General features: G+C 62.3%; 9 protein-coding genes. 4 read left to right on the top strand and 5 right to left on the bottom strand.

Annotation, left to right across the window (positions count from 1 at the left end):
* The first annotated feature begins 20 nt into the window (after positions 1-20).
* Entirely contained in the window at positions 21-929 is a 909-nt protein-coding gene (gene rfbD / locus RHPLAN_RS28005; protein WP_335341030.1) for a dTDP-4-dehydrorhamnose reductase, read from the top strand.
* Here rfbD and cysN read toward each other — a convergent pair.
* The 3 genes from cysN to cysQ all read right to left on the bottom strand — a co-directional run bounded on the left by cysN (position 926) and on the right by cysQ (position 4,603).
* Positions 926-2,809, bottom strand: coding sequence for a sulfate adenylyltransferase subunit CysN (cysN, locus tag RHPLAN_RS28000; RefSeq protein ID WP_068025207.1), 1,884 nt, complete (start codon positions 2,807-2,809; stop codon positions 926-928). The two genes, rfbD and cysN, sit on opposite strands and share 4 nt — an antisense overlap.
* Positions 2,809-3,660: a sulfate adenylyltransferase subunit CysD gene (cysD, locus tag RHPLAN_RS27995; RefSeq protein ID WP_068031945.1), complete on the bottom strand. Its 852-nt coding sequence runs from the start codon at positions 3,658-3,660 to the stop codon at positions 2,809-2,811. Before cysD ends, cysN begins: the two co-directional genes overlap by 1 nt.
* Positions 3,661-3,805: 145 nt before the next feature.
* A complete protein-coding gene (gene cysQ / locus RHPLAN_RS27990; protein WP_068025204.1) occupies positions 3,806-4,603 on the bottom strand; it encodes a 3'(2'),5'-bisphosphate nucleotidase CysQ in 798 nt (265 codons plus the stop codon).
* 573 nt (positions 4,604-5,176) lie between these two features.
* On the opposite strand from cysQ, the gene RHPLAN_RS27985 reads away from it, so the two are divergent.
* Positions 5,177-7,225, top strand: coding sequence for a methyl-accepting chemotaxis protein (locus tag RHPLAN_RS27985; protein ID WP_068025200.1), 2,049 nt, complete (start codon positions 5,177-5,179; stop codon positions 7,223-7,225).
* Between the two features lie 71 nt (positions 7,226-7,296).
* Here the strand turns inward: RHPLAN_RS27985 and RHPLAN_RS27980 are convergent, their stop codons facing one another.
* A complete protein-coding gene (locus tag RHPLAN_RS27980) occupies positions 7,297-7,791 on the bottom strand; it encodes a hypothetical protein (protein WP_068025197.1) in 495 nt (164 codons plus the stop codon).
* Positions 7,792-7,950: 159 nt separating this feature from the next.
* The gene (gene hpnH, locus RHPLAN_RS27975) at positions 7,951-9,096 is read right to left on the bottom strand and encodes an adenosyl-hopene transferase HpnH (RefSeq protein WP_068025195.1); all 1,146 of its coding nucleotides are present in this window, start codon (positions 9,094-9,096) and stop codon (positions 7,951-7,953) included.
* Between the two features lie 665 nt (positions 9,097-9,761).
* On the opposite strand from hpnH, the gene hpnN reads away from it, so the two are divergent.
* Together hpnN and RHPLAN_RS27965 are read left to right on the top strand one after the other, a co-directional pair.
* A complete protein-coding gene (hpnN, locus tag RHPLAN_RS27970) occupies positions 9,762-12,407 on the top strand; it encodes a hopanoid transporter HpnN (protein WP_068025192.1) in 2,646 nt (881 codons plus the stop codon).
* 269 nt (positions 12,408-12,676) lie between these two features.
* A complete protein-coding gene (locus tag RHPLAN_RS27965) occupies positions 12,677-13,342 on the top strand; it encodes a nucleoside deaminase (protein ID WP_068025189.1) in 666 nt (221 codons plus the stop codon).
* The last annotated feature ends 56 nt before the right edge of the window (positions 13,343-13,398 follow it).

Genomic DNA, 13,398 nt, shown 5'->3' with positions numbered 1-13,398 from the left:
CGGCCTCGATGCGAATTTTGGTGACAGGCATTTCCGGACAAGTCGGTGGCGCGCTGCTTCCGCTCTTGCGGGCGCACGATGTCATTGCGGCGGACCGCGCGACGCTCGATCTCGGCAAGCCTGAGAGAATCGGCGACGTGCTCGATCGTCTGGCGCCGGAGTTCATCATCAACCCGGCGGCCTACACCGCCGTCGATAAGGCCGAGGACGAGCGCGACGTCGCCATGCGGGTGAATGCCGAAGCGCCCGGTGCGATCGCGCGTTGGGTGCAGGCTCGAGGCGTGCCGTTCATTCACTTCTCCACCGACTATGTCTTCGATGGCAGCGGAGCGGCGCCCTGGTGCGAGACCGACGCCGCCCGTCCGCTGTCGGTGTATGGCTCAAGTAAGCTTGCCGGCGAGAACGCAATCCGCGCCGCCGGCGGCAATTCACTCATCATTCGGGCCTCATGGGTTTATGCCGCGCGCGGCGTCAATTTTTTACGCACCATCTTGCGGCTCGCGCAGGAGCGGAAGGAGCTGCGCATCGTCGACGATCAAATAGGAGCGCCGACCTCGGCGTCCGCCGTGGCCGAGGCCGTTGCCACCTTGATTTCCGGCGGGCAGCAGCGCTTTGCGATGAGTGTCGCGAAGACGAATGGCATCCTGCATCTGGCGGCATCGGGGGAAACGAGCTGGTACGGCTTTGCCAACGCCATCATCGAGGGCCTGAAAGCTCGTGGCGTGCCGCTCGCGGTGGAACGCGTGGTCGCAATTCCGAGCGAAGCCTACCCCACGCGCGCCATGCGGCCCCGTAACTCGCGGCTTGATCTGATGCGCATGCGGGGGCTGTTCGGCGGCAGCTTGCCGGGTTGGCGAGACATGCTGGACTTGGAGCTGGATAAGCTCGCGGCCGAACTGTCTGCGACACGCTCCCTGCCGCCAGGCTAGGCAACGATCCCGCGGTCGCGAAGCGCCATCAGCACCTGATCGGCCAACTCGGCTGCTTCTTTCCCGGCCGTGTGCAGATGGACGTCAGGCCGCTCCGGCGCCTCGTAGGGCGCGTCGAAGCCGGTAAAGTTTTTGATTTTCCCGGCGCGGGCCTTGGCATAGAGGCCTTTCGGATCGCGTCGGATGCACTCGTCGATCGATGTGTCGACGAACACTTCGAGGAATTCGCCATCGCTCACCAGCCCCCGCACCATCTCTCGCTCGGCCCGATAGGGTGAGATGAACGAGCACAGAACGACCAGTCCGGATTCGGTCATCAGCTTTGCCACCTCGCCGACGCGGCGGATGTTCTCAACGCGATCGGCTTCGGTGAAACCGAGGTCGCGATTGAGCCCGTGACGCACGTTGTCGCCGTCGAGCATCATGGTGTGGTGACCGGCCTCGTGCAGCTTCTGCTCGACAAAGTTGGCTATGGTCGATTTGCCGGCGCCTGAGAGTCCCGTGAACCAGATGATCGCCGGGCGCTGGTGCTTGAGCGCCGCGCGCTGAGCCTTCCCGATCAGCAGCGGCTGCCAGTGGATGTTGGCGCTCCGCCGCAGGCCAAACGAGATCATGCCGGCGCCGGCTGTCTGGTTCGTGAAACGGTCGATGATGATGAATGCGCCGGTGTGGCGATTCTGCTCATAAGGATCGAAAGCCACCGGTACGCCGGTGGAGAGATTGCAGAAGGCGATGTCGTTGAGTCCAAGCGTGTTGGCGGCCAGATGCTCCCGGGTGTTGACGTCGATCTTGTATTTGATCGCGGTCACCGTGATCGGAGTGGTTTTGGTGCCGATGCGGGCCAGATAAGACCGGCCTGGCACCATCTTGTCTTCGCTCATCCAGATCAGATGCGCGGCAAACTGGTCGGACACCTCCGGCAGCTCCGTCGGACCAACCAGGAGGTCGCCGCGGGCGACGTCGGTCTCGTCGGTCAGCGTGATGGTGACGGCCTCGCCGGTTTCAGCCGAGTCCAGCGCGCCTTCATACGTCAGGATTTCCTTGACGTGCGTGAGCTTGCCCGAGTTTGCGACGACGATTGGGTCGCCCACGTTGATCGAGCCGGACACCGCAGTGCCGGCATAGCCGCGAAAATCGAGATTGGGCCGGTTGACCCACTGCACCGGAAAGCGGAACGGCTTTTCGGCTGCATTCGCTTCGACGTCGACGGTTTCGAGGTACTGGATCAGGGCTGGGCCGCGGAACCACGGTGTGTTCTCGGAAAGCTCGGTGACGTTATCCCCGTAGCGAGCCGACATCGGAATCGGCATGATCGTGGTGAAGCCGAGCTGCGAGGCGAAGGCTGTATAATCACTGACAATGCGTTCAAACGTGTCTTTGCTGTAGCCAACCAGGTCGATCTTGTTGATCGCGGCTACGACGTGACGAATGCCAAGCAGGGAGCAGATCAGCGAATGCCGCCGGGTCTGCATGAGAACGCCCTTGCGGGCGTCGATCAGGATGACGGCGAGATCGGCCTTCGAAGCGCCGGTCGCCATATTGCGAGTGTACTGCTCGTGGCCCGGCGTATCGGCGACGATGAACGAGCGCCTCGGCGTCGTGAAGAAGCGGTAAGCGACATCGATAGTAATGCCTTGTTCCCGCTCGGCCTCGAGCCCGTCGACGAGGAGAGCGAGATCGATCTCTTCACCCGTCGTGCCGTGTTTGGCCGAATCCCTGGCGAGCGTGGACAGTTGGTCCTCGAAGATCAGTTTGGAATCGTGGAGCAGGCGACCGATCAGCGTCGACTTGCCATCATCGACCGAGCCGCATGTCAGAAACCGCAACAGGTCTTTGGCAGGAGCCTCGGCCCGGGCGGCCTGGTTCAGAACGTCAAGCATCAGAAATAGCCTTCGCGCTTCTTCCTCTCCATCGACGCAGCCTCGTCGGTGTCGATCAGGCGGCCCTGCCGCTCCGAGACACGAGCCGTTTTCATTTCGGCAACGATAGCCTCGACGGTGTTCGCGTCAGATTCGATCGCGCCGCTGAGCGGATAACAGCCCAGCGTGCGAAAGCGAACGAGCTTCATCTGCGGCTTCTCACCGGGTTCAAGCGGCATGCGATCGTCATCGACCATGATCCAGGTGCCGGACCGCTTCACCACCGGCCGCTCCTTGGCGAAATAAAGCGGCACCACCGGAATTTCTTCCAGCATGATGTAATGCCAGATGTCGAGCTCGGTCCAGTTCGACAGTGGGAATACGCGGATCGTCTCACCTGGCTTGATTCGGTTGTTGAACAGATTCCAAAGCTCTGGACGCTGATTGCGCGGATCCCAGGTATGGCCTTGCGAGCGGAATGAGAAGATGCGCTCCTTGGCGCGACTCTTCTCCTCATCGCGCCGCGCACCGCCGAAGGCGGCGTCGAAGCCATGGAGGTCGAGCGCCTTCTTCAGCGCCTCGGTCTTCATCACGTGAGTGTGCACCGAAGAACCGGACGCGATCGGGCTGATGCCGCGTTCGACGCCCTCCTGGTTGATGTAGACGATCAGCTTGAGGCCAAGCCGTTTCGCGGTGTCATCGCGAAATTTGATCATGTCGCGAAACTTCCAGGTGGTGTCGATATGCATCACCGGGAAGGGCAGTGGTGCCGGATGAAACGCCTTGATGGCAAGATGCAGCATCACGCCGGAATCCTTGCCGATCGAATACAGCATCACCGGATTTTTGAATTCGGCGATCACCTCGCGCATGATCTCGATCGACTCGGCTTCGAGCCGTCGGAGATGCTTGGGCAGTGTTCGAGCGGCAGCAATTGTCGGCACGTGGAGCACGGGAGTTACCCTGGCGATGGTCAATCGGCTGCTAGGCGTACTGGGTCTAGGTTCTCTTTGGAGATCACAAGCTGGGCGCACGCCCCCAGGCGATAAAGCCGCTGTTCCGAAATTTATCGGCTGTCTTCCCATAGCACAGCGGTGTGCCATCGAGCGCGAGCACGCAGCCCCCAGCCACCGTCAAGATTGCCTGTCCAGCCGCAGTATCCCACTCCATCGTCGGCGAAAACCGCGGGTAAACGTCAGCCTTGCCGTCCGCGAGCGTACAGAACTTCAACGACGAGCCCGCCGAGCAGAACTGTTTGATAGCCCGTTCATCGAGCCACTGCTTGGTCGTAGAATCGAGATGTGAGCGGCTGGCGACCGCACGGAGTCCGTCGTGCGGGACCGGTGCTGTTGAAAGCCTTCGCATCGCTTCCAGCTTGGGTATCGCTTCGCCGAGCTTGACCTCGGCGTGGTAAGCCTCGTTGCCCGCGATATACAGCTGCGATGTGGCGGGCGCGTAGATCACACCGGCCACCGGTCGCGCTGCCTCGATCAGCGCGATGTTGACCGTGAACTCGTCGCGGCCAGCGGCGAATTCGCGAGTCCCATCGAGCGGATCGACAAGGATGAAGCGGTCCGGAAGCGGATCGACCTCATGCAGATCGAAGGCTTCCTCGGTAATCACAAGCGCGCCGCAAGCGATATCCGGAAGTCTATCCCGAATGAATTGGTCGGCGACGAGGTCGGCCTCCGTCACCGGAGAGCCATCGGCTTTACGTCGAGCGGGACAGCCTTTGTCCCTTGCCTTCATGATGAGCTGGCCGGCCTCGACCGCGATCGCTCCGAATGCAAGTGCGAGTTGATTGTAGTCGACCACCTGCCGGGTCCGTTGTTCGAAGCGTGCTCTATCTACCCTGGATATGCTTATAGCCGGTACCCGAGTGAGCCTCCATTCCATATCGTTTGAGGAAGTTGGGAAAAATGCGCTGAAAAATTCCGGAATTTGTGTCTCTCATCACATTCTCGACTTTTGCGTCCCGATACTTTCCCTGCGCCGGATCGAGTTTGACCCCGGGGCATCCGGCGCTCCATGGGGCAAGTGAAGCGGATATCAGATGGCTCGGGGCGATCAGAACGGGAGCCGGTCGGTGCCAGCGCGCATTCGTGATTTTTTGCGCGATAAGCCAGGTCAGGTTTACTGCGACACCTGTATTCAGGAACTGCTTGGCCTGAAGTGGCGGCAACAGGCGCAATTGATCACCGCGACTCTCGGCGTAACCTCCGAATTCCAGCGTGGCCGATTGGTTTGCTCAAGCTGCCACCAAACGAAGCACGGCATTAGCGCTCGGAGCGAGCAATCTGACCTCTGCTAAAAGCTGCGTTCATCAGGTTTGCCTGCGGAAACGCCAGCGATTTTACCTCCCATTTACCAAATCTGGCCAATTCATAGATGGCCATGAGGCGAATCGGCTTCCCCGGCAAGTTCCGTATCGGCGCAAAACTCGGTTTTTGCGTCGCGGTCGGTATTTTGCTGGTCGCCGTCATGATCATCGGCGAGCAGATCAACAGCCGCGCAATCGAGCATCTCGTGTCGGGCGCCGACCGCCAACGCGAGATCGTTACCGAGAGCATCATGACCGAGGTCGCGATGCAGTCGGCGCAAATCACCGGGCGTGATCTGCGCAAGGCGCAGACGATCGAAGAAACCAATCACCTTGCTGCCAAGCTCGACGAGATCGCCGCCGCGGTCCATGAGCGTCTCGATCGATTGCGCTCGCTGACCTACGACGCCGAGGCCAAAGCGCAGTTCGACAAGATCGAGGGCCTGACGCTGGAATATGTCGCGGCGCTTCGCGAGATCGAAGCCAAGCAGACCGAAATCCTATCCTCTTTCAAAAGCCTCGACCAAACCGAGGCGGCCTGGGCGCGCGGCATTCTGCGCCTTGTGAATTCGCCGGCTTTCGAGCTCCTGGCAAATGTCAGGAACGTCGAGACGCTCATCACCGAGGCAGAGTCCGCCTTCAAAGATGCGCGCACCTCGACCTGGCGCTATTTCGTCCTGAGCGAGGCGGCCCAACGCTACAAGATCACGGTCGCGGCCGAACAGGCGGTGCAGAAGCTCAACTATGCGCGGCGGGACGCCGCGGACAAATCACTGTCCGAAGGCATCGACAAACTCGCGGCCATGGTTGCCGAATACACCGGGACGCTCAAATCCACGACCGATGCCATCGAGGCGCAGAACCGGATCCAGACCGATCGGGCCAATGTCGCGGAGGCCGCAGCACGCGGCGCGCTGGAACAGGCCATCGCCAACGCGGCTCATTACAGTGAGCAAGCCGGCCTCGCCGCCTCGGCGGGGCTCGCTCGGGCCGAGAGCATGCGAATCGTGATCGGCGCAATCGTGACCTTCCTGTTGCTCGGCACGATGATCTATTCTTCGGTCGCCATCGGCCGGCCGATCCGCAGGATCGGCGAAGTGCTGATGCAGCTTGCCGGCGGCGACAAGGCGGTGCGGATTCCTTACACCAAGCGCAGCGACGAGATCGGCGACACCGCTCGCGTCGCGGACGTGTTTCGCAGCAACATGATCCGCATGGAGCTGATCGAAAGCGAGCAGAAGGTGGCCGCCGAACGCATGCGCAGCGAGCAAAAAGCCGAGATGCGCCAGCTCGCCGACACCTTTGAGGCCACGGTAGGCGGTGTCGTCAACACCGTGTCGTCCACATCGATCGGGCTCGAGACTGCCGCCGCCACTCTCACCCAGGCTGTATCGTCAACGCGCGGGCTTTCGGTGATGCTTGCAGCCTCGGCGGAGCAGGCCGCCAACAATGTGCAACTCGTGTCGCAGGCCGCGGACGAAATTTCCGCGTCCGCCAGCGAGATCAATCGCCAGGCGCAGGAATCGAGCGGCATTGCCCGCCAGGCCGTCCAGCAGGCCCACAGCACCGACGCCCGGATGTCGGAGCTTGCGGCGGCCGCGAGCCGGATCGGCGACGTGGTCAAGCTGATCAGCGCCATTGCGGCGCAGACCAATCTTCTGGCGCTCAACGCCACCATCGAGGCTGCGCGAGCGGGTGAGGCCGGCCGCGGCTTCGCGGTGGTCGCATCCGAGGTCAAGATGCTGGCGCAGCGGACCAGCGAGGCCACCAACGAGATCGGCGAGCAGATTTCCGGGATTCAGTCGGCCACCGAGGAATCGGTTGCCGCGTTGAAGGGCATTGGCGCAACCATCGTCCGCCTCTCCGAGATAGCCTCCGCGATCGCTTCGTCGGTGGAGGCCCAGGACGTGACCGCGTTGCAGATTTCCAACAACGTCAAACAGGCGGTGCGGGGCGCGCGACAGGTCACTGCCGGTATCTCCGACGTCAACAAAGAAGCGTCCAACACGGGATCGGCGTCTGAAGGCGTTCTTGAATCAGCGCGCGCGCTGTCTGAGGAGAGCAACAAGCTCCGGCTCGAAGCCAACAAGTTCCTCGCCACCGTACGCGCGGCTTGAGGCCCTGTGATTAGGCCTCCGGCGCCGCATCACGCCGAGCGCGTCGATGATTTCCGCTATTTCCGGCGGGCTTACCGGCCGGCGCGAGCCATCGTAACGGCGATTTCGGAAATCTCGCTGCCGGGCGAGCGGATCGCCACGCTCTGGCTGTTGCCGCGCGTGGCGATTGAAATCGTCGCGGTGACGCCGACCGCAGACGCCTGCGCCGTGATGCTGCTGGCGTTGGCTCGGCCCGTGAGCTGGCCATAAACCTGCCGCGAGCTTTCGTTCCACGAGCCGGAGATGTTGCCGTTTTGGTAGGTGACGTCGCTTGCCAGCTCGAACTTGTAGCTGTCGCTGGCGCAACGCAGGCTGATCGTCAGCGTCGTCCCGGTTTCGCCAGCGCGGTAAGTGCCGCGGCAGCGGATACGCTCGCTGGAGCCATTCTGAACCGTGATCTTGCCTTGGCCGGCCCAGCTTCCCGCCAGATGGGCGAACGGAGTTTCCGCGGCAACCGCGGCACCGTTCGTAAAGATGCCGAAGCTCAAGATCGCGGCGATCAGGCCAGTCTTGAGCCCAGCCTTCAATATGTTCGATGGGGAAGTCTCGGAATCGGATGAATTGGAATTCGATTGAATCATGGATCAGCCAATCGCGCGGTCCTTGGGCCTTGCGTTTTAAGCGAAGGTTTCGTCCGCGGTTCCCTGGTGTTGCGTGTCGCCCGACGGCGTCGAATGGGCAAAAATCTACGCGGCCGTCGGTTGCTTGGTGCGGGCCTTGTTGTCTCGGATTTCAGTCAGCTTCTGGTCGACGTGACGCGAAAATACGTACTGAGCAGGCCTCTGGCGATCGAGCGAAATTTCGGGCGCCATCTCGCCTTCGGTCTTGATGCCGCCAACCGCGTTGGCCAGCGCCTTGAGCGGGTGCTTGAAGGTGTCCTGCACGGCCGTGGCCTCGAAGCCCGAATGGACCATGCAGTCGGCGCACTTCTCGTAGTTGCCGACGCCGTAGGCGTCCCAATCGGTGCTCTCCATCAGCTCCTTGAAGGTCTTGGCGTAGCCTTCGCCGAGCAGATAGCAGGGCTTTTGCCAGCCGAACACGGTGCGGGTCGGATTGCCCCACGGCGTGCAGTGATAGGTCTGGTTGCCGGCCAGGAAGTCCAGGAACAGGCCGGACTGGCTGAACGACCACTTCTTGCCGCCATTGCCGCGCTTGAAGATGTCGCGGAACAGCTGCTTGGTGGTCTGGCGGTTGAGGAAGTGCTGCTGGTCCGGCGCGCGCTCATAGGCGTAGCCCGGCGACACGGTGATGCCGTCGACGCCCATTGCCATCACTTCATCGAAGAACTTTGCCATCCGCTCCGGATCGGCATTGTTGAACAGCGTGCAGTTGATGTTGCAGCGGAAGCCCTTGGCCTTGGCGGCCTTGATGGCGGCGACCGCGCGATCATAGGTGCCGGCCTGACAGACCGATTTGTCGTGGTCTTCCTTGTCGCCGTCCAGGTGCACCGACCACACAAAGTAGGGGCTCGGCTCGTAGTCCTTCATGCGCTTTTCCATGAGCAGCGCATTGGTGCAGAGATAGACGAACTTGCGGCGGGCAATGATGCCCTTGACGATGGTCGGCAGCTCCTTGTGCAGCAGCGGCTCGCCGCCGGCGATCGAGACCACCGGCGCGCCGCACTCGTCGACGGCGGTGAGCGCGTCCTCGACCGAGATGCGCTGGTTCAAGATCTCGTCCGGATAATCGATCTTGCCGCAGCCGGCGCAAGCCAGGTTGCAGCGGAACAGCGGCTCCAGCATCAGCACCAGCGGATAGCGCTTCCGTCCCGACAGATGCTGGCGGATGAGGTAGCTGCCGACGTGAACTTTCTGAAGAAGGGGAATGCCCAAAATGACCGCCTGATTTCGCTGGAGTTGGGTTTGCCGGGTCAGACCATCACGTTGAATGCTCTGGCCCGTGAGGGCCGGAAGGCTCCTGTCCAAAGCCGGTGGGGTCAAACGACCGCGGCGCGGCATAACCCTTGATATCTAGCATTTTGATCCCGGGGCGCAATGGCAGCGCCGCCACACGGAACCGGTTTGAAGGCGATCCTGGGATAACGGCCGGAAGGACGCCCAGGCACGGCGAAAACGCGTCCGAATGGCATGCGCCATGCTTGTAACGGGGTTGGATGTGTGTCGAAACGGTCGACAGCGGCTGCCCTTTGTGTGACATAGCCGCCGCAGCGGGTCGGCGGGGTGGGGGAGCGTAGACCTCGGCAAGTAACGAGGAACGGTCCTTTCATCTTCGGATTTGGCTTTATGGTCCAGTCACTTCGGCTCCTCCGTCAGCGCCGCCTCGCGGCCCAGAACCTGACCCGCGATCCGGTACGGCGCGTGGCTCGCGCTCAGCTTTGGATTGCATGCTCACACGATATTGACGGCCATCCGTAAGGCCCGGCTTGCGGGCCAAGCCATTATCGGGAACTCCGGTTTGGACTTATGAATAAGAAAGATTCGGCATGCAATTTCACCCCGAGGCGCTCGCTGGACGCGACCCGGCAGAGCCATGAATCATGTTGGTAACTGCCGTCACACGCCTCGTTGAGTTTTGCAGCCGCTACGCCTGGGCCGTGATCGTCCTTGCCGCGGTTATCGCAGGCGGCTCGGGCGTCTATGCGACGCAGCACTTTGCCATCACCACCGACATCAATAATCTGCTCGCGCCAAACCTCGAATGGCGGAAGCGGGAGAGGGCTTATGACGCGGCCTTTCCGGGCTCGGTCAATTCGATTCTGATCGTCGTCGACGCCCCGACGCCGGAGCTTGCCACCGAGGCGTCCTCGTTGCTGGCGGGCAGGCTTGAAAAGCAGCCTGCGCTCTTCAAATCGGTCAAGCCGCTGGATCGCGATCCGTTCTTCACCAAGAACGGCCTGTTGTTTCAATCCGAGGCCGAACTCGCCGACACCACGCGTGGTCTGGCTTCGGCCGGCCCGATCATCGGTGCGCTGGCCAGCGATCCATCGCTGCGGGGGCTGACCCGCGGTCTTTCCTTCGGATTGCTCGGCGTGCAATCCGGCGGCCAGAAGCTCGACGAGGTGGTGCGGCCGCTGTCGATGTCGGCGGACACGATCGACAAGGTGCTGGCCGGCGAGCCGGCAAGCTTCTCGTGGCACCAGCTCCTGAGCGGCAAGGCGCCACAGCCGAAGGATCTGCGCCGGATGATCGAGGTCCTGCCGGTGCTCGACTATGCCGCGCTGGAGCCCGGCGAGGCGGCGAGCGAGGCAATCCGCAAGACCGCCGCCGATCTGAGGCTGGCAGAGGACTTCCGCGCGCGGGTGCGTCTCACCGGACCGGTGGCGATGGCCGATGAGGAATTTGGCACCATCAAGGAAGGCGCATTGGTCAATTCGGTGGCCACCATTCTGGTGGTGCTGGTGATCCTGTGGCTCGCGCTGCGCTCGGGTCGGATCATCGTTGCGGTGTTCCTCAACCTGTTTGTCGGCCTCGTCGTGACCGCGGCGCTTGGCCTGATCGTGGTCGGCGCGCTCAACCTGATTTCGATCGCCTTCGCGGTGCTGTTCGTGGGTCTCGGCGTCGACTTCGGCATTCAATTTGCCGTTCGTTATCGTTCGGAACGTCACGAGAACGCCGATCTGCGTGGAGCCCTGTCGAGCACGGCGCGCAAGATCGGCGCGCCGCTGACGCTTGCGGCCGCGGCCGTCGCGGCAGGCTTTCTGTCTTTCGTGCCGACGGATTACCGCGGCGTGTCCGAGCTTGGCCAGGTCGCCGGCTTGGGGATGCTGATCGCTTATTTCACCAGCCTGACGGTGCTGCCGGCTCTGCTCACCATCTTCAAGCCGCCGGGCGAGCCGGAGGAGGTCGGCTATCGTATTTTCGCTCCGGTCGACCGTTTCCTCGAACGGCATCGCATCGCGGTGGTCGGCGGCACGGCTTTGGTCGCGATTGCCGGGCTGCCGTTGCTGGCCCACCTGCATTTCGACTTCAATCCGGTCAACCTGCGCAGCACGAAGGTGGAATCGGTCGCGACCTTCCTCGACCTGCGCAACGATCCGACCGTCGCCGTGAATGCGATCAACGTTCTGGTGCCGAATCTCAAAGATGCCGAGGCGACCGCGGAGCGTCTGAAGAAAATTCCGGAAGTCGATCAAGTCATGACTGTCGCGAGCCTCATCCCGGCCGATCAGGACAGCAAGCTTGCGATGATCCGCGGGTTGGCGCGACAGCTTCAGCAACCGCTGTCGGCCGAAGACGGCGCGCATGCGCCGTCCGACGCGCAGAATGTCGCGGCGCTGCAGGGAACTGCGGACATGCTCACGCGGCTTGCCGCGTCGGCCAGCGGAAGCGGTGCAAATGCGGCCAATCGTCTTGCCGCCAGTCTGACGAAGCTCGCACAGGCCGACAAGGCGAAGCGCGATGCAGTCGAAACCGCTTTCATCCTGCCGCTGCGTGTCGCGCTCGGGGAGCTGCGCGACTATCTTCAGGCCGCTCCCGTGTCGGTCAGCAATCTTCCAGAGAGCGTGCTGCGGCAATGGGTCTCGGCCGACGGCCGCATGCGCGTCCAGGCGATCCCGAAGGGCGATCCCAACGACAACGACACAATGCAGCATTTCGGTCGCGCCGTGCAGGCGCAATTCCCGGAGGCCGTTGGCACCCCGATTTCGCTGCTCGAATCCGGCCGCACCATCGTGAACGCGTTCATCATGGCGGGCGGCTTTGCGCTGGTGTCGATCGCGATTCTTCTGTGGATTGTGCTCAAGCGTTTCGGCGACGTGCTGCTGACGCTCATTCCGCTGCTGGTCGCAGGCGTGATCACGCTCGAGGCCTGCGTGCTGATCGGCATGCCGCTCAACTACGCCAACATCATCGCGCTTCCGCTGCTGCTCGGCGTCGGCGTCGCCTTCAAGATCTACTACATCATGGCGTGGCGGGCCGGTCAGACCGATCTCCTGCAATCGAGCCTGACCCGCGCCGTGATCTGGAGCGCGCTCACCACGGCGACGGCCTTCGGCAGCCTGTGGCTGTCGAGCCATCCGGGCACGTCCAGCATGGGCAAGCTTCTGGCCCTGTCGCTGGTCACCACCATGTTCGCCGCGGTGCTTTTCCAGCCGGCCCTGATGGGCAAGCCTCGCACCGTGGCGGCGCCCGAGCCCGTTAAGGAGCCGGAGCAGGTCAAGGCCTCCGAGCCGGCACAGGTTTGAACGCTCCGGCTTGAACCAAATCGTGGGGAATCCCGACAGATACGTTACAGGCGGGCCGTCCGGCCCTAAAGCTTCTCGATTCGAACCCTTGCGGGACTGCACCCCAAATGGGAACTTAGTTAAGGTTTTGTGGAACTTTTTTTCGTAGGTTGGATTGATTGGTTTCGAGCATGGGCGGGGGCTTGTTGAAATCATTCAGTTGGAGCGGGTCAAACCGCCACAGCTAGGCTGGGGCTGCCGCACTGTCTGCGGCAAGTTGGTGCTGAGCAATGAATCCCTCTGATATCGATCTGAAGATGATGCGGCGCTGTGTTGAGCTGTCGGCGGATGCCGTCCGCGCTCATGAGATGCCGTTCTCCTGCGTGATCTGCCGCGACGGCGAGGTCGTCGTGGAGACCACCAACCGCGTTTCTCGCGACGCCGACGTCACCCGCCACGCCGAGATCATCGCAATCTCGGAGGCGCAGCGGGTTCTCGGCCGCAAGGACCTCTCTGACTGCACGCTCTATTCCAACGTGGAGCCGTGCCCGATGTGCTCGTTTCCGATCCGAGAAACGCGCATCCGACGCGTGGTCTATTCGATCAGCTCGCCGATGATGGGCGGCTTCTCGAAATGGGGCGTGCTGAGCGACCAGGAAATATCGGACGTGATGCCGCAGGTGTTCGGCGGCGTGCCGCAGATTTCCGGCGGCCTGATGTATCGTGACGCTGCGGCGGTGTGGCGCAGCTGGAATCCGCTGTTCTGGTTCGGCATCCGAATGCGCGGCTGCCTTGCCGAGTCCAACAACGACGCGATGGCGACCCTGCAAAACGGTGAGCCGCCGCGAAGTCTGTGGAAGCGCTTCGCCGCTTTCGTGACGCAGCCGTTGCCTGGCAGGCGCCCGGTGGAGGCGCGGGTCACGGCATCGCGGCCGCAGGCCAAGATCGTCGCCTGAGACTGCTGCTCGCTGTCGGTCATATCCCCCGAAAGGACGGCGCCGCTTCGCTGGTC

Source organism: Rhodoplanes sp. Z2-YC6860 (assembly GCF_001579845.1).
Lineage (GTDB): Bacteria > Pseudomonadota > Alphaproteobacteria > Rhizobiales > Xanthobacteraceae > Z2-YC6860.
Note: the sequence above shows the minus strand (reverse complement) of the source record. Positions and strands in the feature narration are given on the sequence as shown.